The following is a 20,440-nucleotide window of genomic DNA, read 5'->3' as shown; positions in this document are numbered from 1 at the left end:
CCAACAGCTGATCCCGCTACTTCATCAGCTACGAGTCGCGACTCCCGGACCCGGGCACCCACGGGGTTCGTCCGGATTCCCGAACCGGAGATCCTCTTCGTTACGGGCCATCCGGCAGGTGTTGCGAGATGAACGCATCACCTGCACGATCCCGCAGCCTCGCGACCAGATCGCCGACCGCCTCCGCAGAACCCGTAACGGCGGCCGGCCGCCGGCGTTCGACCCGACCGCGTACAAGCGGCGCACCAGGTCGAACGCGGCTTCGACGGGCGCGAGCACCGGCGTGGATCAGCGGCCCGCTACCTCAAACTGGGCGCCCACTTCCAAGCCACCCGCGACCTCGTCGACATGCTCGACGGAACCTCGGCCGGCCGGACGGGACGTCGTTTCAGGGTTTGCGGCCGATGGCGGCGACCACGGCCATGTCGGCGGGGCCGGTTTTGTCCTGGGGGCCGTCGGGCCATTCGTGGACCCAGACCAGGCCCGGGGGGACGAGCTCGGTGTCGCCGAAGAAGCGCATGATCTCGGCGCGGGTGCGGCCCGAGGCGGCTGAGACGTCGGTGCGGCGGTAGAGGGCCGTGATGCCTTCGAGTTCGGAGTCGGCGGCGGTTTCGGAGACGCCGTGGGAGATGACGATGTAGGAGCCGGCGGGGAGGGCTTCGCGGAGGCGGTCGACCGCGACGAAGGCGTCGTCCTCCGGCACGAAGTGCAGCATCGCCACCAGGAGCAGGCCGACGGGCTGGTCCAGGTCGATCAGCCGGCGGACGCCGGGGTGCTCGAGGATGGCTTCGGGGAAGCGCATGTCGGCCTGGACGACCGTCGCGCGGGGGTTGTCGGCCAGGATCTCGCCGGCGTGGGCGACCGCGACCGGGTCGATGTCGATGTAGACGACGCGGGCTTCGGGGACACGGCGCTGGGCGATCTCGTGGACGTTGCCCACGGTCGGGATGCCGCTGCCGATGTCGAGGAACTGGCGTACGCCGGCGTCGAGGAGGAACTGCACGGCGCGGTTGAGGAACGCCCGGTTGGCGCGGGCCATCTCGCCGGCGGCCGGGATCATCGACAGGAGTCGCTTGGCGGCTTCGCGGTCGGCCTCGAAGTTGTGGTTGCCGCCGAGCAGGGCGTCGTAGATCCGGGCGCTGCTGGGCCGGCTTGAAAAGTCCGCGTCGGCGTCTCCCATGCCGAGGAAGCTTACTCCACTGTGGTCGGTCACGAAGCCACCAATCGGTCAGGGACGGCGCTGAGCGTGGCCGGCCGGCGGAGCAGCGCCGGGACCTGGTGCGGTGTGCTGGGTAGCCCGAACTGGAGACCCTGGGCGCCGTCGCAGCCGGTGCCGGCGATGACGGCCGCGCTCTGGTCGTCGTCGACGCCGTGCACGGTGAGGGTGAGGCCCAGTGCGTGTGCGACGCGGGTCATGCCGGTCAGCAGCTCACGGTCGGCGTCGAGCCCGCTCTGCGTCACGTGCAGCAGCGAGGCCGGCGTGCGCAGGCCGTGCACCGGCAGGTCGCGGAGGTAGGCGAGGCTGCTGTAGCCCGTACCGAAATCATCGAGGACGATGCGGACGCCCAACGCGGCGAGCGCGGTCAGCACGGTGTGGCTGTGTGCGCCGGCCGGGACGGCATCCACGCCGGACAGGTGCAGGTGCAGGCGTTTGGCCGGCAGGCCGCTGCCGGTCAGGGCCTCGCGGACCAGCTCGACGATGTCGGGATAGCCGATCTGGTGCACGGGCAGGTCGAGGCCGACGAACGGGCCCTTCTTGCTGCCGTCCCAGTTCATCGCCTGGCGGCAGGCCTGCCGCAGGAGGCTGCCGGCGAGCCGGGTGGTGGTGTCGCGGTCGCCGGTGAGCTGACCGATCCGGGTGAGGTCGAGGGTGCCCAGGTGCGGGTGCCGCCAGGCCATCCGGGTGTGCAGGCCCGCGACCCGGCCGCTGCTGAGCTTGACGATCGGCTGGTAGGACGGCGGGCCGGTGACCAGGCCGGACACGCTGGTCGCCGACCGGGCCCGGCCGGGGGCAGCGGGCTGCGGGTCGTAGGTGGCCCAGCCGGTGGTGCCGGCCCGGGCCTGCCGCAGGGCGATCTCGGCGTCGACGAGCACCCGGGAGACGTCGAGGCCTCCGGTGGCCACGTCGACGACACCGACGGCGGCCTGCAGCGGCGCGGTGAGGCCGGTGCCCGGCAGCGAGGTCGGCTCGGCCAGGGCGGTGGTGATCCGCTCGGCCAGCTCGGCCAGGTGGGCCAGCCCGGCGCTGTCCTGCACGAGGATCGCGAAGGTGTGGCCGCTGTGCCGGGCGAGCAGGTAGTCGGGGTGGCGGGAGAGCTGCTGGAGACGCCGGGCGACCTCGGTCAGGACGTGGTCGCCGGCGTCGGCGCCGAACTGTTCGCAGACGGCCGCGTGGCCACCGAGGTCGATCAGGCACAGGCCGACGTGCCGGGCGGGGTCGTCGCCGTTGGCGGACTGCTTGAGCCGCTGCACCAGGCGGGCCTTGTTGGCCAGGCCGGTGACCGGGTCGAAGTAGGCGAGCCGGCGGTAGCGGGCCTCGCTGTTCTGCAGGGCCAGCTGGAACTCCCGGGCCGCGCGCTGGGTGGCCCGGTGCAACGACTCCTGCTGGGCCAGCGTGCGGGCCTGCAGGGCGGCGGCGAACCCGGCCGCGAACGCCCCGGCGACCTGCCGGGCCGGGTGGCGGATGATCTCGGCGTCGCTGACGTGGTCGAGGACCAGACCCATCGTGGCGGGCAGGGCCTCGTGCCGGCAGATCCCGAGGGCGACGATCTCCACCCCCACCCGGTACGCCGCGTCGAGGTCGGGCGGGCTCGCGTGGGCGGCGTCGTAGAGACACCCCGCGTACACGTCGAGGGTCTGCGCGGCGACCTGCTCGGAGATGGGGAGGTAGACGCCGGCGGCCTTGGCCGCGGCGAGCCAGGCAGCGCCGACGGTCGTGCCGGCGGCCGCGGAGGCCGGCATCGGGGCGAGCTCGACCGGCACGGCGGAGGCCGGGAGATGCGCGAGGGTGCGCCGGGCGCTGATCACCGTGCGGGCCGCCTGGTCGAGGGCAGCGTCGGTGTACTGCACGGCGGTCTCCAGGGCCGCGGCGACGATCCCGTCGGCCCGCTGCCGGGCGTCCTCGATCAGCCGGTCGGCGCTCTCCGAGACCCCCGGGACGTGCTCGTCCTCGGGCACCGGGTCGTACCCGCACTCCCAGAGGATCTGGTTGAGCGCGGCGATCATCATGGCATGGGTGAGCACGGAGTCGTCGTCGTCCGGTGCGGCCATCAGCGCTCGCCTCCCTCGGTCTCGCCGGCCGGGCGCGGCGTGCGCTGCCCCGGCACCTGCTGCCAGATCGCGACCGCCTGCCGGCGGCCCAGTTTCAGCGCCGTCCGGACGGCCTCGGGGGTCTTGCCCACCAGCTCGGCGATCTCGGTCGGGGTCAAACCCTGGGCGGACAGCTCCAGGGCCTCCCGCCGGGCCGGTGGCAGCTGCGCCAGCACACCGGCGAACCACTCCTCCAGCTCGTACGCGACCAGATCGGGGTCGGTGCGCCCCTCCCCCAGCTCGGCGACGTCGGCGACCAGCACCTCGAGCTCGCCGTGCCCGGCGCTGCGCCGCTGCTTGAGCCAGTGCGACCGGGCGGCGGTCCGCACCCAGGCAACCGGGTGTGTCAGCTCCGACCAGCGGCGCAGCGCTTCACGGATCGCCTCGGCAACGGCGTCCTGGGCCTCCCAGCGGTTGGCGCCCTCGCGCAGCAGACTGCGCACGAGGCCCTCCCAGTAACGCCGGAAGAACTCCTCGATCTGTCCGGAAGAACTCCTCGATCTGTGCGGCCGGCGGCGGGTTCGGGATCGCCGCCGGAGGTGGTGCGGGCGCCGTCGAGCTGCCCACGTCGTCCGCGTCGACCACCGATGTCTCCGTTCGCCGTTGAACTCCCACCTAGATAGGTCTCGGGAAGCCCTTCGGCGTGACATCGACGCACAAGATTCTTTTTTGGACAGTGCTCCAGGCTCAGGTCGCGATCATGCGGATGATGGCGTTCCCTCCGAGCATGAGCACGTCGGCCCCGGCGACCAGCGCCATGGACAGGTGCATGCGGCGGCTGGTCAGCTCGAGGTCGGGGCCGCCCCGCATGCCGAGCACCCCGATGACCAGGGCGAGCAGCACCAGCGGGATCGCGAAGATCAGCAGGATGCCGACCGACCCCGGCGTCCGCCCCTGGGCGACGAGCAGGCTGAGCATCACCGCCGGCCCGATGCCGAACACCAGCACGGCGAGCCCGCCGAACCACCGCAACGACCGCGTCGGGTCATCCGTCACTTGATCCCCACCTTCCGACCGGCGGATTCTACCGGCCGGGTGTCCTGGCGAAGGTGTGCGGGCGGCAGGATTCGAACCTGCTCAGCGCTAGGGCAACCGGGTTACAGCCGGCTCCGACTCTCCAGCTTCGGCGCGCCCGCGGGGCGTACCGGAACGATAGGTGTCCGAGGGGTGGGGGCGACACCGGTTTTTGCCGGGGCCTGGCATGATCACGGTCGATGCCGACTCTGTGTGCCGTCAGCGATCTGCACGTCTCCTACGCCGAGAACCGCCGGATCGTCGAGGGGTTGCGCCCGTCGTCGCCGGACGACTGGCTGATCGTGGCCGGGGACGTGGCGGAGCTGTTCTCGTCGGTCGAGGCGACCCTGCGGTTGCTGCGGTCGCGGTTCGCCAAGGTGATCTGGGCGCCGGGCAATCACGAGTTGTGGACGCACGCCAAGGACCCGGTGCAGCTGAGGGGTGTCGAGCGCTACGAGCGGCTCGTCGCCATGTGCCGGGAGATCGACGTGCTGACGCCCGAGGACCCCTTTGCGGTCTGGCCCGGTGAGGACGGGCCGGTGGTCGTCGCACCCCTGTTCCTGCTCTACGACTACTCGTTCCGGGCGCCGGGGACCACCACCAAGGAGGAGTCCCTCGCGTACGCGTACAGGACGGGTGTGGTCTGCACCGACGAGCAGTTGCTGCATCCGGACCCGTACCCGGATCGGGAGTCCTGGTGCCGGGACCGCGTCGCGCAGACCGAGCGGCGCCTGGCCGCGATCGACCCGGCGCTGCCGACCGTGCTGGTGACGCACTGGCCGTTGCACCGGCACCCGACCGAGGTGCTGTGGTACCCCGAGTTCGCGCAGTGGTGCGGCACCGAGCTCACCGCCGACTGGCACCGGCGTTTCCGGGCGACGGCCGCGGTCTACGGGCACCTGCACATACCGCGGACGACCTGGCAGGACGGTGTGCGCTTCGAGGAGGTCTCGCTCGGTTACCCGCGCGAGTGGGGCAAACGGCCCGAGGCGCCCGCGCTCCCGAAGCGGATCCTCGGATGAGCGGCAGGGCGCTCACGATCTTCGTCGTCGCGCTGCTCTCCGTGCTCGGCCTGGTGTTCGGCATCACCGGTGACGGCCAGGACGAGGTGGTGGCCGACGGCCCGCTGATCGATGCCGAGGTGATCGAGCACCGCGGTTTCGGCGACGACGCGAACGTGGTGCTGCGCGTGTCGGATCCGCGGACCACGCTGCTGTGCAGCATCTGGCGGGACGACTTCGACGGCGACTGGCCGCCGGTGGGGACCGTGCTCGCGGTCGAGTACACCGCGCCCTACTGCGCGCTGCCGATCGTGCACAAGGGCACCCCGAAGGCCGAGCTGATCATCGGTGGATCGCTGGGCCTGCTCGGGCTCGCCGCCCACTTCCTGTGGTCGACCCGCAGGCGGCGGGTCAAGAGCTTCTTGTCCTGAACATCGACCGGTACGCCTGCGGTGTCGTGTTCAGGCGGTGTCCGAAGTGGTGCCGGAGGGTGGCCGCGCTGCCGAAGCCGGCACGGACGGCGATCGTGTCGACGCCCAGGTCGGAGTCCTCGAGGAGACGCCGGGCGAGCAGCACCCGCTGGCCGGTGAGCCAGTCGTGCGGGGTGGCGCCGGTCTCGGCCCGGAACTTGCGGGCGAACGTCCGCGGCGCCATGTGCGCCTGCGCGGCCAGGGTGTCCACGGTGTGGGGCTCGTCCAGGGTCTCCAGGACGTGTGTCAGCAGCGGTTGCAGCGTCTCGCACTCGACCGGCTGCACCGGCGACTCGATGAACTGCGCCTGACCGCCGTCACGGTGCGGCGGGACGACCATGCGGCGGGCGAGCATGGTGGCGACGGCCGAGCCCTGCTCCTCACGGATGAGGTGCAGTCCGCAGTCGACCGCCGCGGAGGTGCCCGCGCTGGTGAGGATGTTGCCGTCGGCGACGTAGAGGACGTTCGGGTCCACCTTCGCGGACGGGAACCGCGCGGCGAGGGCCTCGGTGTGCCGCCAGTGGGTGGTGCAGCGCCGGTCGTCGAGCAGCCCGGCCGCGCCGAGCACGAAGGCCCCGGTGCACACGCTCATCACCCAGGCGCCCCGGGCGTGAGCGGCGCGCAGCACGTCGAGGACGGCCTCGGGCGGCTCCCGGTCGGTGTCGTTCGGCACGATCGCGACCAGGTCGGCCTCGGCGGCCGGCGCCAGGTCGTGGTCGGGAGTGATCGAAAAACCCGCATGGGTACGCACGGGAGCGCCGTCCACGCTGCACACGGAGAAGGTGTAGCCGGGCAGCCCTTCGGCGGTGCGGTCGTACCCGAACAGCTCGCACAGCACGCCGAGCTCGAAGACGGCCACCTCGGGCAGGGCGATGACGGCGACGTTCCTCAGCATGTCCGCCAGCCTACGACGAGTTGGCAGGATTTTGAAGATGTATGGCATCTCTGCCACTGTCCGGCCGTTCGCCACCGGAGCAAACTCAGAACAAGCAACCCGGTGCGCACCGGCCAGGAACACGAGCCAGCCGGAACAAGGGTGTGAAGGTCATGGGATTTGTCGTACTGCTCTTCTTCGTCGCCATCGCGATCGCGTCGGGCTTCGGTCTGACGGCCGACAGCCGTGACAGCGCGGACTGGAAGCCCACCCTCGAAGGTGTGCGCGACCGGGACAGGTATTGATCCGACGCACCGGTCCCGCCCGCGAGTGACGCGGGCGGGACCGGTGCTGCGGTGCTGTTACTTCTTGGCCTTGGCGGGAGCTTCCTGCTCCTCGCCCGCGCCGGCCTCATCGCCCGCACCGGCTTCTTCACCAGCGCCGGCCTCTTCACCTGCACCGGCCTCTTCGCCCGCACCGGCGTCGCCGGCTGCCTCGGCAGCGGCGGCCTTCTTGCCGGACAGGTCCAGGCAGGCCACGAGCAGCGCGGCCCGGGCGTCGGTCACGGCCGCGTCCAGGTCCTCCTGAGCAGCGCCCTCCTCAGCACCGGCGCCCTCCTCCTCGGCGGCACCCGCACCGGCCTCTTCCTTCTGCTCGGCGCCCTTCTCCTTGCCCATGCCCTTGGCCCACTTCTTGGCCACGGCCTTCTTGGCCTTCTTGGACATGTCGGCCGGAGCGGCAGGAGCGGCGGCCTCGTCCTCGGCGGCGCCTTCCTCACCGGCGGCATCTTCCTCGCCGGCACCGGCCGCTTCCTCGTCCGCGGCGGCCTGGTCGATCGCGAACTGGTCGCACGAATCCTCGAGCGCCTGCGCGGAGGCGGCGGCCGCGTCGGCGGCACCGATCTCCTCCTCGGGCGCCAATTGCTCACCGTCGCAGACAACGGCGCCGGCGTTGATTTCCAGCTTCTCGCAACCGGCCACGTCGAAGTTCTGGCCTTCGACCACGATAATCGCGGAAGCCTTCTTCTGTTCGCCCGCGGAGGCGTACTGCAGGCCGGTGACACCACCCACCACCAGCACGCCAGCAATGACTGCGCCGCCGATCGCCTTGCGGTTGACCCCGGTGCTGCTGCCCCCGGTGCGTCGTCGCTGTCGCAGTCTCATCACCACTCCTCGTCGTCGGTCATCAATGTCGTACGAATGCCAGTACGCGACCGAACCGCATGGGGGTTCAGTTCTGCGCCGAATTCATCCGGTTCAAAATCTCGCCGATTTTTTTGATCCGATCTCGATACGGTGGGGACGTCCTGGTCACAAGGGCGATTAGATGCGCCGCGAACGGTGAATGGTGGACCCATGGCGACGAAGAAGACTGTGTTCGTGCTGTTCGGTGCCACCGGCGACCTGGCCCGGCGGATGGTGCTGCCCGCGTTCTACACCCTGGCGATCGAGGGCCTGCTGCCCGAGGACTGGGTCCTGGTCGGCAACGGCCGCGGCGACGTCGCTCACGAGGACTTCCGCAAACACGTCCACGACGTGCTCGTCGAGTTCGGACCGCACCCCGACCGGGGGCCGTGGAAGGAGTTCGAGCAGCGGCTCTACTTCGCGGGTGGCGGCTTCGACACCGACTCCCCCGGCAGCCTGCTCGACGTCATCGGTGAGGCCCGCCGCCGCGTCGGCGCACGCGCCCAGCTCGTCCACTACCTGGCCGTGCCGCCCGTCACGTTCCCGGAGCTGACCAAGGCGCTGGGACAGCACGGCCTGGCCAAGGGGGCCCGGGTCGTCTACGAGAAGCCGTTCGGCACGTCACCGAAGGGCTTCCGCTCGCTGAACCGCATCGTGCACTCGGTGCTGGACGAGTCGCAGGTCTACCGGATCGACCATTTCCTGGGCAAGGAGGCGACGCAGAACCTCCACGTGCTGCGCTTCGCCAACGAGCTGTTCGCGGCCATGTGGAACCGCGACCACATCGAGAGTGTGCAGATCGACGTCCCCGAGGACCTCGGCGTCGACGACCGCGCGGGCTTCTACGACGCGACCGGTGCCGTCCTGGACATGCTGGTCACGCACCTGTTCCAGGTCGCCGCCGAGGTCGCCATGGAGCCACCGGAGACCCTGACGGCACCGGACCTCCAGTCGGCGCGCGAGCGGGTGATCCGCGCGTTCCGGCCGCTGGACCCGGCCGAGGTGGTGCTGGGCCAGTTCGACGGCTACCGCAAGGTCAAGGGCATCGAGCCCCGGTCCACCACGGACACGTACGTCGCCGCGAAGCTGTGGATCGACAACCCGCGGTGGCAGGGTGTGCCGTTCCTCCTGCGTACCGGGAAGAGGATGGCGGTGAGCGAGCAGAGGGTGACCGTCGTCCTGCGCACGCCGCAGGGCCCGCTCAAGGGCCTGCCGGGTCAGGCGAACGCCCTGTCGTTCTCCCTCGCAGGCAACGGTGAGATCGCCCTGAGCCTGCTGGCGAAGAAGCCCGGCATCGAGCTGCACCTCGAGTCGGCCACGGTGAAGCTTCCGCTGGCCGAGCTGCCCGACGCCGAGCCGCTGCCGCCTTACGTGCGGCTGATTCACGACGTGCTGCTCGGCGACCGATCGCTCTTCACCCGCCCGGACGGCCTGTCGGCGGCCTGGCGCACGGTCCAGCCGATCCTGGACAACCCGCCCCGCCTGCACAAGTACGCGCAGGACTCGATGGGCCCGGCCGCCGCGAAGAAGCTGGCGGCCCCGCACGGCTGGCTGCTCGGCCAGTAGGGCCCGGCCTCAGATCACGACGCGGTAGTGCGTGGTCAGCCGCCCGGTGTCGTCCCGGATGTGGAACGCGACACCGGGCGGCTGGTCACGGTCGGCGAACGGCCCCGGCCCCTCCCACGGCAGCCGCAGCGTCGAGATCACACCGGGCGCCACCAGCAGCGGCCGGCCCGCGAAGGTGCTGGCCGCAGCCGTGTGGGCGTGCCCGGTGAGGACGGCTTCCACCTGCGGGTGCGCGGCCATCAGTTCGGCGAGCGGCCCGGGCTCCAGCAGCCGGATCGAGTCGATGAACGGGTGGTGCAGCTCGACCGGCGGGTGATGGAAGGCGATGAAGACCGGCACACCCGCCGGCACGGCCGCGAGCTCCGCAGCGAGCCAGGCGAGTGTCTCCTCGTCGAGCCGCCCGTCGTCCCGGCCCGGGATGCTGGAGTCGGCGAGCAGAAAAACCGCCCCGGCCACCTCGTGCCGGCTGTTGATCGGCCCGTCACCCCCGGCGGCGTCCCCCAGCAGCCCTTTCCGGTACGCGTCCCGCACATCGTGGTTGCCCGGAAGGACCAGCACGGGCAGCTCCGAGGCGAACAGCTTCGCCGCCACCCGGTACTCGTCCTCACGCCCGTTGTCGGCGATGTCCCCGGTGATCAGAATCGCGTCCACCGGGCGCGGCAACGCGTTCAGATACCCGAGCACCCGTGCGGTCTTCTCCGCGGACTCCGGCGTGTCGTCGATGTGGGTGTCACTGAGATGAGCGATCACGAACATGGCATCCCCCTGTGTCGTCCGGCCCTCGGTTAGCAAGCTAGCCGCCGGTCGTGCGGGTCGCTGTCCCCGAGGGGGTGCCGTAGTGGTGGGCGCGGACGCGGATGTCGGCTGTGCGTTCCGTGTCGAGGGCCTGGACGCCGACGGAGGTGATGTCCGGGTCCACGACCATGACCACCGACCAGGCCGCGGCGCCCTGCGGGAGGATCTCGACGAGGAAACCCTCCTCGTCCGACGACGTGTCGGTCCAGGTGAGCAGGATCGCGTCGCGGGTCCGGGGCTCGGCCAGCAGACCGGTCGGAGCGCCGCCCGGCACTCCGTTGCCCGTGGTGCCCGGCAGGCTTCTCGGCGCCGCCCAGCTGAGGTCGGCCGGCGCCGCCACGTCGAACGACGGCGCAGTCAGGCGGATCGGCACCGGGGGTGTGGCCGGGCCGAGGACCGGGCGGATCCGGTACGAGAACGCGGTCCGCGGCATCAGGTCCGGATGGCGGTAGGTGCGCCGGTCCGGGGGCAGGAACTCGAGGATCGTCCACGGCCCGCGCGGGTCCGTGGCGAACTCGGCGATCTGCGCCGCCGTCCCCGGTTCGGCGCCCTCCCAGCGCAGGTCGATGTCGACGGGCGTGGTCAGGGTCGCGGTCAGGGTGATCGCCGGCCCGCCCCGGCCGGCGGAGCAGCCGGCCAGGACGAGCACGACAACCAGCAGGGTGCGGCGGATCATTTGCGCCAGAACTGGATGCCGCTCCAGGTGACGTCGACCGGTCCGGCGCCGCTCTCCGTACGGTAGGCGCCGAACTTGTCGTAGTAACCGCCGCCGCCACCGGTCTGCGAGTGGCGGTTCGAGCCGTTGATGTACGTGCGGTGCGCACCGTTCCCGGTGTTGTGCACCGTGTTGACCCGGACCTCGGTGCCGACGGTCGCACCGGTGGCGAGGGTCGTACCGCCGTGGACGGCGTAGAGGCGGCCACCGCGTTCGACGGCGAGCATGAAGAACGGGCCGCTGGGGCCGAAGGTCTGCTTCAGGCTGATCCGGGACCCCGGCATGCTGGTGATCCGGAAGTACCCCTCGAACTGGCGGACGCCGCTGCTGTAGGTCGCGTACCGGCGTTCGGCGCGCTGGTCGCCGCTCGCCGTCGAGCAGGTCAGCCGGAACGTCAGCCCGCTCGCCGTACCGCACCCGCGTTGCTGCAGGTCGAACGTCGGCGAGTACGACGTCCAGGGCCCGGTCTCGAGAGGTGCGGCGGACGCCGGGGACGGTGCGGCGGCGAGGGCGAGCACCGCGGCGAGGACAGCCGCTGCTCTTCTTCTCATGATGCCTCCATTCGGACGGACAACGTCCACGTATGTGGACGAGTTCACATCAGTGTCAGCCATCGACAAATGTCACTGTGAAAGAAGGCGGGGCGGAAAGCAACAGCCGGAGCCGATAAAGTCTCGCGACGGCGGGCCGTAGCGCAGAGGTCGTCGCGCCGCATTGCCCATGCGGAGGACGCCGGTTCGATCCCGGCCGGTCCGCCACCTGCACAAACGCGGGCAGCCGCAGAGGAGGCACGACCGTGGAGCGGCGACGCGAACGCGAGAGGTACGCGCGCGACCTGGCGCACTTCATGCCGCCCGGCATGGTCACCGTCGCCACCGAACGACGCCTCGCCGGCGACTGGCGCGGCGCGTGCGAGGCAGCCATGGTCGACGTCCACATCGACCTCGCCGACGTAGCCCGCACCTACGGCGCCCACCACGCCGCGCGGATCGAGGCCGATCTGCGCGGCCTCGCCCCCGACCTGCTCCGGCGCTTCCTGCCGCGCAGCGAGGGCTTGCTGCGGCACTCGGCCACTGTGGTGCTGTTCCGCCACGAGCCGCTGCACAGCGACGAGCCCCGGCTGATCGCCAGCCTGCCACGCGGCGGGAGATCACCCCGGCAGGCGATCGCGCTGCGTGTCGGCCACCGCGTCCCCGAGCACTTCTACGACCTGCCCGACTGGGCCTGGCACGCCGACGCCGTCGCCGCCCGGCGCTGGGCGTGCGGCGCCTCCGACACACGACTCCCGTGGCATTTCCCCGACGGGACCCCGTACCCCCAGGGGACCGTGACCCCGCCGGAGGAGGGAGCGGACCGCCCGGCCGTGTTCGAGCGGATCTCCGCTGCCCCGGTCGCCACCGAAGCCTTTGCGGCCGCCGGCCTGCACCTCGATCCGACACCCCGCGGCCAGGTCTACTACTGGCACGACCAGGAGGTCACCGCGTCCCTGGCCGAGCTGGCCACGGCCCTGCCGACGGCGCACGCCGAGATCACCAGACTCACCCACCGGTACGCCCGGACCCGCTTCGCCACCCCCACCCGCCTGTACGCCGTGAACGGCACCACCGTCGCCGAGCGGGAGGAAAAACTTGAGCCGGGCCCCCGCGCCTTCGGGGTGCCGGCACCGATGGACGCCGCCCTGCTCCGCCAGGGTGACCTCACACCCGACGACCTCCACCCACTGATCCACGAGGCGCTCTTCCCCGGCCGCGTCCAGAAGCGGCCACCGCCCGCCGGGCACGAGCCGGTCCCGATCCGCGTCCGATGCGGCACGGAATGGCACACCGTGATCGCCACAGGCGGGCGTCTGCTCACCCCGCACCACGACGACGCGGAGATCCGCCGCGAGTTCGTCCTCGCCGGCCTGGGCGGCCCGATAGGCGGCTGTGCGGCCGCCGTCCGCGCCTGGCGCAGTGGCGCCAAACCGATCCCGAAAGCCGTCCGTAAAGACCGCCAGGACCTCTTCGCGCTGGCACTCCACGGCGACACCGACGGACTGCTGGCCCGCCTGGCAGACGGCATCGACCCCGCCCTGCGAACACCCGGCGGCGGCACGCTGCTCCACCTGGTCGCCCACGTCGACCACCGCCGGGTCCTGCCCGTGCTCCTCGCCGCCGGCTTCTCCCTGGACGACCGCGACCACAACGGCCGCACCCCACTCCACGCAGCAGCGGAATCCGGCGCCGAACCCGCGATGGCCGCCCTGGCAGCGGCGGGCGCCAACCCGACCGCCCGCGACAACGGCGACCACACGGCGGCCACAGTGCTGAGCCGGCTCCGCGCCCGCTGAGGTTTCGCTATGCTGCCGCCCGGCAGGGCCGTAGCGCAGAGGTCGACGCGCCCGGTCTCCAAAACCGGGAGGACGCCGGTTCGAATCCGGCCGGCCCTGCCCCATGCCGTCACGCCTCCGCGCGGCGAGACCGGCCCGACCCCTCGAATCCGGTCGGTCTCGCGCCGAAGTCCAGGACACGGTGGTTTACGCTTCCGCGTGGCGAGGCCGTAGCGCAGAGGTCGACGCATCCGGACCGCATCCGGGGGGACGCCGGTTCGAATCCGGTCGGTCTCGCCCCAGGCACTCACCCATGGGCGCTGTTGCCCGGGTTACTTACGCACGGGCTCGCGGTTTACGCCCGGGGTTGACCGTGCCGCCCGCGGGGTGACGGGTTCGCGCGGTGCACGCAAGCACACCCGGTGCCGCCCAGGCCCAACTTCAAGGATGTCGGGCAAACCCAATCCACCAAGGCCCGACTGTGCCGACCCCGCCTCGGCCGGCCGGGTGGGGCGGGAAGCGGCCGGTCTACTGAGGCGCGGCCAGGCCCCGGGCCAGAATGTCGACGGCGAGGTCACAGCCGCCGGGCTGATCGCCGAGGTGGGCGACCGTCGCCAGGAGGCCGTGCAGCAGCGCGATGACGTGCTCCCGCTGGGCGTCGGCCCGGATGACCCCGTCGGCGTGGGCGCGTTCCAGCAGGTGGTCGAGGCCGCGCTGGAAGCGGGTGAGCAGCTCCTGCGAAGCCCTGTCGGCGGAGTCCGGTGACAGGTGGGCCACGAGCGCCGGGTCGCATCCGGCACCCGCGACCGATTCGAAGAAGTTCCGCACCGCCTGGGCCGTGTCCGGCGTCGCGCCGGCCTGGTCGGCGAACTCGACGAGGTGGACCAGCCGGTCCACGGCGAGTGCGGTCAGCAGGTCCTCGCGGGTCGGAAAGTGGCGGTACAGGGTGGCCACGCCGACCTCCGCCCGGGCGGCCAGCGCATGCATCCCCGGCACGGAACCTTCCTCGGCGTACATGGTGTCGAGCGCGCGCAGGATCGCCGCGCGGCTACGCGCCGCGTCTCTGCGCATGGTCTTCGTGTCCGTGCCACCGCTGTCCATGGCCCAGAAGTCTAGCTGGACGATTCCGTCCGCTTCACGCTATGGTGGTCGATGAAACGGACTATTCCGTCCGCTTTACTGGGAGGGATCCGATGAACGATCAAGAGCTCCTCGCCGGCTTCCGGCGGAGCCGGCTGGACGTGTTCCCGCACGAGGACCACCTCCGGGTGGCCTACCTTCTGGTGCGCGAACAGGGTGAGGCGCAAGGTGCCCAGGAGTTCGTCCGCGGCCTCCGGCGGCTCGCGTACCGGTTCGGCGCGCTGCCGTTCATGCTGCACATGACGCGGACCAAGGCATGGATCAAGCTGATCGCGGGCGAGATCGATGACCCGGGGCAGACCTCGGCACAGTTCCTTGACGCGCATCCGCACCTGCGCCGCAAGGACCTCCTCGACGACTACTACTACTCCTGGGGCCGCCTGAACTCGCTGCGGGCCCGCATCACGTTCGTCGAGGGCAACCGCAAGCCCCTGCCGGCGCCGACGGCGATCTCCTGACATGGCGGCGACCGCACCGGCGCCGCAGGCGCCCCACCGCGCTGACGAGCCCGGCATGCAGCGGATGCCCCTGTCCACGCGGCAGGACGTGGAGGAGGCCTTCACCCGGTCACCGACCTCCCTTGCCGCCGTCGCCGCCCGCGTGGGGGGCGAGCTCGTGGGCATGGTGGCCTCGACCTTCGAGACGGGTGTCTCGTTCGATCCGCCGCGCGCCCTGCTCTCCGTCCGGTCGGGATCGCGGACCTGGCGGGCCCTGCGCCGTTCGCGCTCGCTCGGCATCAGTCTGCTTTCCGAGCAGCAGGGCGGCCTCGTCCGGCAGCTGAGCTCGCGCACCGGCGACCGCTTCGCCGGCCTCGATCCGGTGGAGACGCCGGACGGCGCCGCCCTGCTACCCGGCGCCGCATTGTGGCTGGAGGCGGAGAGCGACAACGAGATCGCCGTGGGCGACCACCAGCTGGTCCTCCTCGCCGTCGCGGACCTGCGCAGCAGCTCCGAAGCACGGCCCCTCATCTATTGGCAGCGCGGTCTGGGCCGGATCGAACCCACGGCCGCCCCGCTGTTCCCTTGATCCAGAGAAGGTGAACTCCGTGATCGTCATCAACGGCACGCCGCACGAGATCGCCATCGCCGACACCCGGCGCTCGCTGCTCGACCACCTGCGCACCGACGCCGGCCTGCACGGCCCGAAAAAGGGATGCGACCAGGGCGCCTGTGGCGCCTGCACTGTGCTCCTGGACGGCCGGCGGGTGCTGGCCTGCCTCACCCTGGCGGCCCAGGCCGACGGCCGAGCCGTCACCACCGTCGAGGGTGTCGGCCGGGACGGAGAGCTGCATCCGTTGCAGGAGGCGTTCATCGCCCACGACGGCTTCCAGTGCGGCTACTGCACGCCCGGCCAGGTCTGCTCGGCGATCGGCATGGCGGACGAGGTGGCGCGCGGGGTGCCGAGCCGGGTGTCCTCCGAGATCGGCGCCGCGTCGTTCGACCTGTCCTCCGACGAGATCCGGGAGCGGATGAGCGGCAACCTGTGCCGCTGCGGCGCCTACAACGGCATCGTCGCCGCGATCGAGGAGACCTACGTGGGCGGACCGCGATGAAGCCCTTCACCTACGAACGGGCCGGCGATGTGGCGGCGGCGGTGGCAGCGGCGGCGACACCCGGCGCGGTGTACCTGGGCGGCGGCACCAATCTCGTCGACCTGATGCGGCAGAACATCGAGCGCCCGGCGGCGCTGGTCGATGTCTCCCGGCTGCCCGCGCGCATCGAGATCGGCCCGGACGGACGACTCTGGATGGGAGCGGCGGCCACCAACACCGACGTGGCCGCCGACCCGGTCGTCCGCCGCGACTTCCCGATCATCGCGGAAGCGATCGTCAACGGCGCCTCGGGCCAGATCCGCAACATGGCCACGGTCGGCGGCAACCTGTTGCAGCGCACCCGATGCCTCTACTTCTACGACACCGGTGCCCGCTGCAACAAGCGGGAGCCCGGCAGCGGCTGCGACGCCATCGACGGCCACAATCGGATGCACGCCGTCCTCGGCGCGTCCTCGCAGTGCGTGGCCACCCATCCGTCGGATCTGGGCGTGGCGCTGGCCGCGCTGGACGCCCGCGTCCACCTCGCCGGACCGGCCGGGCCGCGCACGGCCGAGCTGCTGGACCTGCACCGGCTGCCCGGCGACACCCCGCACATCGAGAACACTCTGCAACCGGGCGAGCTCATCACGGCGGTCAGCGTGCCCATGCCGCCCGCGGCGGCACGCTCGGCGTACCGGAAAGTCCGGGAACGGGCCAGCTACGCCTTCGCGCTCATCTCCGTCGCCGCACTGCTCGAGGTCCGCGACGGTGTGGTCATCTCGGCCCGGCTGGCGCTGGGCGGCGTGGCAGCCAAACCATGGCGCGCCGCCGCGGCGGAAGAGGCGCTGGTCGGAGCCCCGGCAACCCGGGCGGCCTTCGAACGGGCGGCCGACGCGGCGCTCGCCGACGCGCGGCCACTGGCGCACAACGCCTTCAAGATCCCACTGGTACGGCGCGTGCTCGTCGCCACTCTCGAGGAGTTGTCATGAACGCCGACCAGATCGTCGGTCGAGCCGTCCCCCGGCGGGACGGCCCCGCCAAGGTCAGCGGCGCAGCCAGGTTCACCGCCGAGGTACCGGTCGCCGGCCTGGCGCACGCCAAGCTCGTCTGCAGCACCATCGCCGCGGGCGAGATCGTCGGCATCGACCTGACCCGAGCGCGGTCGGCGCCCGGCGTGGTGGCGATCATGACGCACGACAACGCACCGGCCATGCGTATCGCGCCGCTGCTGATCACACTGCAGGGCGCCTCGTTCACCCGCGCGCCCGTCATGCAGGACGCACGGATCCGCTGGAACGGCCAGCCGGTCGCCATCGTGGTGGCCGAGACTCCGGAACAGGCCGACCACGCCGCCTCACTCGTCCGGATCAGCTATGCCCCCACCGAGGCCCGGCTCCTCTTCGACGACCTCAAGATCGGCGCGCCGCAGCCGGATCACGTCCAGGGCGAGGCGCCCGCGGTGACGCTCGGAGACGCGGCTGCGGCCCTGCGGACCGCCCACACCAGCGTCGACCGGGTCTACCGGACGCCGTGGCACACGCACTGCGCCATCGAACCGCACGCCACCACCGTCGCCTGGCACGACGAGCGCAGCCTGACGATGTGGGACGCCACCCAGGCGATCACCCATTCCCAGGCCACCTTGGCCGAGGTCTTCAGCCTCGATCCGCAGAACATCCGGGTCGTCTCGCAGTTCGTCGGGGGCGCCTTCGGCAACAAGATGATGTGGAGCCACCAGATCCTGTGCGCCGCGGCCGCGCGGCTGGCGCAACGCCCGGTCCGGCTGGTCCTGTCCCGCTCCGACGTCTTCCGGGTGACCGGCGGCCGGACCCGCACCGAGCAACGGGTGGCACTGGGCGCCCGGGCGGATGGGACGCTCACCGCGCTGGTCCACGAGGCGACGACCACGACCGGCGTCAACGACGGCTTCGCCGAGCAGTGCACGTTCCCGGCCCGGGTCCTCTACGGCGCTGACGCGTTCGGCATCGACCAGCGCGTGGTGGAACTCCACACGCCGGCCAACTCGTCCATGCGGGCGCCCGGCGAATCGGTGGGCTCGTTCGCCCTGGAGTGCGCGCTCGACGAGCTCGCCGAGCAGCTCGACCTGGATCCGCTCGAGCTCCGTACCAGGCTCGAGCCGGCGGTGCATCCGACCAACGGCAAACCGTTCTCCGGACGGCACCTCGTCGAGGCGTACCGGCTGGGGGCCGAGCGGTTCGGCTGGGCCGAGCGCAGCTCGACACCACGCTCGCGGCGGGACGGGCGGTGGTGGGTGGGCCAGGGCGTCGCCACCGCCACGTACCCCTACACCCGCATGCCGGGCGGCCGCGCTTCCGTCACGGTGAGCGCGGACGGGCACGCGACCGTCCGCACCGCGGCGCACGAGATGGGCATGGGCACCGCCACCGTCCAGGCCCAGTACGCCGCCGACCATCTGGGTCTACCGCTGGACCGGGTGCACTTCGAGTACGGCGACAGCCGCCACCCCGCAGCGGTGCCGGCGGGCGGGTCAGCGCAGACGGTCAGCATCATCGCCTCGGTGGTGGCGGCGACCCGGGCGCTCATCGCGGAACTGCTGCGCCTCACGGCCTCGGACTCACCCCTGGCCGGTGCGGGTACGGACGACGTGTCACTGCGCGACGGCGGCGTCTACCTGCGAGACGGCGGGGCGGGGCAGTCCTACCCGGACATCCTGCGCCGGGCCGGTCGCGGCGAGCTCACCGGCGAGGGCGCCGCTTCACCGCCGACGGAGACGGCTCAGCACGCGATGCACTCCTTCGGGGTGCAGTTCTGCGAGGTACGGGTCCACGACGTCACCGGCGAGGTCCGGGTGTCACGGTGGCTCGGCATGTTCGACACCGGCCGCATCATCAACCCGCGGACGGCCGCCAGCCAGTTCCGCGGCGCGATCGTGATGGGTATCGGCTCGGCACTGAGCGAGGAGACGGTCTTCGACGAGCGGACCGGACGGGTCCTCAACGCCTCACTGGCCGAGTACCACGTACCCGTCCACGCCGACATCCCGCCGATCGAGGTCGCCTGGCTCGGCCACCCGGACCCGATGGCGCCGCTGGGCGGCAAGGGCGTGGGCGAGGTCGGCATGGTCGGCGTGGCCGCGGCGGTCGCCAACGCGGTCCACAACGCCACCGGCCGGCGCATCCGCGACCTGCCGATCACGCCCGACAAGGTGCTCGGACTGTGAGGGGTGTCGGCGGCCGTGCGTGAGATCCTCGACGACATCGTGGCCACGTGGCGCCGCGGCGAGCCCGCCGGTCTGGCCACGGTCACCGCCACCTGGTCCAGCGCGCCCCGGCAGGCCGGGGCGGCGATGCTCGTCCGGGCCGACGGCACCGCGGCCGGCAGCGTCTCCGGCGGCTGCGTCGAGAGCGCGGTCTACGAGCTGTGCCGGGAGGTGGCCGGCTCCGGGGCACCCCGGACGGCGCGGTACGGCGTCACCGACGACGACGCCGCCCAGGTGGGCCTGCCCTGCGGCGGCACGATCGAGGTCTTCGTCGAAACCGGCGAGCTTCACGGAGCTCGCAGTGCTGGCCGACGAGGTGGCCGCCGGGCGGCCGGTGGCGCTGCTGACCTGTGTGGCCGGCCCGCCTGACCGGATCGGCCGGCACCTGGTGCTCACCCCGGACGTCCGGCACGGTTCCCTCGGCGCCGACGGCATCGACGACGCTGCGGCCGGCGACGGGCGGGGCCTGCTCGCCGCCGGCCGCACCGGACTGTTGCACTACAACGCGGACGGCCGGCCCGGCAGCGGAGTCACCGTGCTGGTCACCTCCTTCGCGCCGGCGCCCCGCATGCTGGTGTTCGGGGCCACCGACCACGCCGCGGCGGCGGCCCGCATCGGCACGTTCCTCGGCTACCGGGTCACCGCCTGCGACGCCCGGCCGGTCTTCGCCACCGCCGAGCGCTTCCCCGGCGCCCACGAGGTGGTCGTGGACTGGCCGCACCGCTACCTCGCTGCGGAAGCGTCGGCAGGCCGGCTCGACACGCGCACGGTGGTCTGCGTCTTGACACACGACGCCAAGTTCGACGTACCCGTGCTGAGCCTGGCGCTGAAGCTGCCGCTGGCGTACGTGGGCGCCATGGGCTCCCGCCGCACGCACGCCGACCGACTCGAACGCCTCCGCGAGGCCGGGCTGGCGGAGCCCGCCCTGGCCCGGCTCCGCTCGCCGCTCGGGCTCGACCTGGGCGCGCAGACCCCGGAAGAGACCGCGATCAGCGTGGCGGCGGAGATCATCGCGGCGCGCTCCAACGCCACCGGCAGGCCTCTGACGGGCACCCCGGGACCGATCCACAAGTCAGCACCAGGATGAGGACGTGAACGGCTGCTATCCGAGGCCGGCGCGGGACGCGGTGGACGTGGGGCGCGGGGCGCAGCGGGCGAGGGGTGTCGTGAAACCGGGCCGCGCTGGTCGCGGGGCGTTCGTTATGCTTCCGCGCGGCGAGGCTGTAGCGCAGAGGTCGACGCACCCGGTCGTCGTCCGGGGGGACGCCGGTTCGATTCCGGTCGGTCTCGCC

General features: G+C 71.9%; 22 protein-coding genes and 5 tRNA genes. 16 read left to right on the top strand and 11 right to left on the bottom strand.

Annotation, left to right across the window (positions count from 1 at the left end; all coding sequences use genetic code 11):
* Positions 1 to 388: 388 nt before the first annotated feature.
* The 5 genes from AFR_RS19300 to AFR_RS19280 form a co-directional block, all read right to left on the bottom strand.
* Positions 389 to 1,180, bottom strand: a complete 792-nt coding sequence (locus AFR_RS19300) for an SAM-dependent methyltransferase (protein ID WP_023362470.1) — start codon at positions 1,178 to 1,180, stop codon at positions 389 to 391.
* 29 nt (positions 1,181 to 1,209) lie between these two features.
* A complete protein-coding gene (locus tag AFR_RS19295; RefSeq protein ID WP_023362469.1) occupies positions 1,210 to 3,270 on the bottom strand; it encodes a bifunctional diguanylate cyclase/phosphodiesterase in 2,061 nt (686 codons plus the stop codon).
* Positions 3,270 to 3,752: an RNA polymerase sigma factor gene (locus tag AFR_RS19290; protein WP_023362468.1), complete on the bottom strand. Its 483-nt coding sequence runs from the start codon at positions 3,750 to 3,752 to the stop codon at positions 3,270 to 3,272. The genes AFR_RS19295 and AFR_RS19290 overlap by 1 nt, the downstream gene beginning before the upstream one ends.
* 244 nt (positions 3,753 to 3,996) lie before the next feature.
* Positions 3,997 to 4,305 (bottom strand): hypothetical protein, encoded by a 309-nt coding sequence (locus AFR_RS19285; protein WP_023362467.1) that lies wholly within the window; start codon positions 4,303 to 4,305, stop codon positions 3,997 to 3,999.
* A 56-nt stretch (positions 4,306 to 4,361) separates the two neighbouring features.
* Positions 4,362 to 4,445 (bottom strand) — tRNA-Tyr (locus AFR_RS19280).
* 78 nt (positions 4,446 to 4,523) lie between these two features.
* On the opposite strand from AFR_RS19280, the gene AFR_RS19275 reads away from it, so the two are divergent.
* A complete protein-coding gene (locus AFR_RS19275; protein ID WP_023362466.1) occupies positions 4,524 to 5,345 on the top strand; it encodes a metallophosphoesterase family protein in 822 nt (273 codons plus the stop codon).
* Entirely contained in the window at positions 5,342 to 5,755 is a 414-nt protein-coding gene (locus AFR_RS19270) for a hypothetical protein (protein ID WP_023362465.1), read from the top strand. Before AFR_RS19275 ends, AFR_RS19270 begins: the two co-directional genes overlap by 4 nt.
* Here AFR_RS19270 and AFR_RS19265 read toward each other — a convergent pair.
* Positions 5,736 to 6,689, bottom strand: a complete 954-nt coding sequence (locus AFR_RS19265; protein WP_023362464.1) for a GlxA family transcriptional regulator — start codon at positions 6,687 to 6,689, stop codon at positions 5,736 to 5,738. The genes AFR_RS19270 and AFR_RS19265 overlap by 20 nt on opposite strands.
* A 152-nt stretch (positions 6,690 to 6,841) precedes the next feature.
* Here AFR_RS19265 and AFR_RS48440 point away from each other — a divergent pair, with 152 nt between their 5' ends.
* Positions 6,842 to 6,973, top strand: coding sequence for a hypothetical protein (locus AFR_RS48440; RefSeq protein ID WP_274519532.1), 132 nt, complete (start codon positions 6,842 to 6,844; stop codon positions 6,971 to 6,973).
* A 57-nt stretch (positions 6,974 to 7,030) separates the two neighbouring features.
* Here AFR_RS48440 and AFR_RS19260 read toward each other — a convergent pair whose 3' ends face one another.
* A complete protein-coding gene (locus AFR_RS19260; protein WP_023362463.1) occupies positions 7,031 to 7,831 on the bottom strand; it encodes a hypothetical protein in 801 nt (266 codons plus the stop codon).
* Between the two features lie 192 nt (positions 7,832 to 8,023).
* Here AFR_RS19260 and zwf point away from each other — a divergent pair, with 192 nt between their 5' ends.
* Positions 8,024 to 9,418: a glucose-6-phosphate dehydrogenase gene (gene zwf, locus AFR_RS19255; RefSeq protein WP_023362462.1), complete on the top strand. Its 1,395-nt coding sequence runs from the start codon at positions 8,024 to 8,026 to the stop codon at positions 9,416 to 9,418.
* A gap of 9 nt (positions 9,419 to 9,427) precedes the next feature.
* Here zwf and AFR_RS19250 read toward each other — a convergent pair whose 3' ends face one another.
* Genes AFR_RS19250 through AFR_RS19240 form a run of 3 tightly spaced genes read right to left on the bottom strand, consistent with a single transcriptional unit; the run spans position 9,428 to position 11,479 of the window.
* Positions 9,428 to 10,174 carry a metallophosphoesterase gene (locus AFR_RS19250; RefSeq protein ID WP_023362461.1) on the bottom strand — a complete coding sequence of 249 codons (747 nt, stop codon included), beginning with the start codon at positions 10,172 to 10,174 and terminating at the stop codon, positions 9,428 to 9,430.
* A 37-nt stretch (positions 10,175 to 10,211) separates the two neighbouring features.
* Complete coding sequence (locus AFR_RS19245; RefSeq protein WP_023362460.1) at positions 10,212 to 10,889, bottom strand: fibronectin type III domain-containing protein; 678 nt, start codon at positions 10,887 to 10,889, stop codon at positions 10,212 to 10,214.
* Positions 10,886 to 11,479 carry a hypothetical protein gene (locus tag AFR_RS19240; protein ID WP_041840982.1) on the bottom strand — a complete coding sequence of 198 codons (594 nt, stop codon included), beginning with the start codon at positions 11,477 to 11,479 and terminating at the stop codon, positions 10,886 to 10,888. The genes AFR_RS19245 and AFR_RS19240 overlap by 4 nt, the downstream gene beginning before the upstream one ends.
* A 133-nt stretch (positions 11,480 to 11,612) precedes the next feature.
* Here AFR_RS19240 and AFR_RS19235 point away from each other — a divergent pair.
* The 4 genes from AFR_RS19235 (at position 11,613) to AFR_RS19220 (ending at position 13,533) form a co-directional block, all read left to right on the top strand.
* Positions 11,613 to 11,686, top strand: a tRNA-Gly gene (locus AFR_RS19235).
* Between the two features lie 38 nt (positions 11,687 to 11,724).
* The gene (locus AFR_RS19230) at positions 11,725 to 13,257 is read left to right on the top strand and encodes an ankyrin repeat domain-containing protein (RefSeq protein ID WP_023362458.1); all 1,533 of its coding nucleotides are present in this window, start codon (positions 11,725 to 11,727) and stop codon (positions 13,255 to 13,257) included.
* Between the two features lie 24 nt (positions 13,258 to 13,281).
* Positions 13,282 to 13,356, top strand: a tRNA-Trp gene (locus AFR_RS19225).
* Positions 13,357 to 13,460: 104 nt separating this feature from the next.
* Positions 13,461 to 13,533, top strand: a tRNA-Ala gene (locus tag AFR_RS19220).
* Positions 13,534 to 13,764: 231 nt separating this feature from the next.
* On the opposite strand, the gene AFR_RS43725 is transcribed toward AFR_RS19220, so the two are convergent.
* Positions 13,765 to 14,337 (bottom strand): TetR/AcrR family transcriptional regulator, encoded by a 573-nt coding sequence (locus AFR_RS43725; RefSeq protein ID WP_023362457.1) that lies wholly within the window; start codon positions 14,335 to 14,337, stop codon positions 13,765 to 13,767.
* Positions 14,338 to 14,429: 92 nt separating this feature from the next.
* Here AFR_RS43725 and AFR_RS19210 point away from each other — a divergent pair, with 92 nt between their 5' ends.
* The 8 genes from AFR_RS19210 to AFR_RS19180 all read left to right on the top strand — a co-directional run bounded on the left by AFR_RS19210 (position 14,430) and on the right by AFR_RS19180 (position 20,438).
* Positions 14,430 to 14,834 (top strand): hypothetical protein, encoded by a 405-nt coding sequence (locus AFR_RS19210; protein WP_023362456.1) that lies wholly within the window; start codon positions 14,430 to 14,432, stop codon positions 14,832 to 14,834.
* A gap of 55 nt (positions 14,835 to 14,889) precedes the next feature.
* Entirely contained in the window at positions 14,890 to 15,402 is a 513-nt protein-coding gene (locus AFR_RS46135) for a flavin reductase family protein (protein ID WP_063749617.1), read from the top strand.
* A gap of 10 nt (positions 15,403 to 15,412) precedes the next feature.
* Positions 15,413 to 15,928, top strand: coding sequence for a (2Fe-2S)-binding protein (locus AFR_RS19200; RefSeq protein ID WP_041840980.1), 516 nt, complete (start codon positions 15,413 to 15,415; stop codon positions 15,926 to 15,928).
* The gene (locus AFR_RS19195; protein ID WP_023362453.1) at positions 15,925 to 16,896 is read left to right on the top strand and encodes an FAD binding domain-containing protein; all 972 of its coding nucleotides are present in this window, start codon (positions 15,925 to 15,927) and stop codon (positions 16,894 to 16,896) included. Before AFR_RS19200 ends, AFR_RS19195 begins: the two co-directional genes overlap by 4 nt.
* Positions 16,893 to 19,109 (top strand): xanthine dehydrogenase family protein molybdopterin-binding subunit, encoded by a 2,217-nt coding sequence (locus AFR_RS19190; RefSeq protein WP_023362452.1) that lies wholly within the window; start codon positions 16,893 to 16,895, stop codon positions 19,107 to 19,109. The genes AFR_RS19195 and AFR_RS19190 overlap by 4 nt, the downstream gene beginning before the upstream one ends.
* 15 nt (positions 19,110 to 19,124) lie before the next feature.
* On the top strand, positions 19,125 to 19,517 hold the full coding sequence (locus tag AFR_RS47895) for an XdhC family protein (protein WP_169739457.1): 393 nt from the start codon (positions 19,125 to 19,127) through the stop codon (positions 19,515 to 19,517).
* Complete coding sequence (locus AFR_RS19185) at positions 19,450 to 20,235, top strand: XdhC/CoxI family protein (protein WP_169739456.1); 786 nt, start codon at positions 19,450 to 19,452, stop codon at positions 20,233 to 20,235. The genes AFR_RS47895 and AFR_RS19185 overlap by 68 nt, the downstream gene beginning before the upstream one ends.
* Positions 20,236 to 20,365: 130 nt before the next feature.
* Positions 20,366 to 20,438 (top strand) — tRNA-Asp (locus tag AFR_RS19180).
* The last annotated feature ends 2 nt before the right edge of the window (positions 20,439 to 20,440 follow it).

Source organism: Amorphoplanes friuliensis DSM 7358, assembly GCF_000494755.1.
In the GTDB taxonomy this organism is placed as follows: domain Bacteria; phylum Actinomycetota; class Actinomycetes; order Mycobacteriales; family Micromonosporaceae; genus Actinoplanes; species Actinoplanes friuliensis.
Note: the sequence above shows the minus strand (reverse complement) of the source record. Positions and strands in the feature narration are given on the sequence as shown.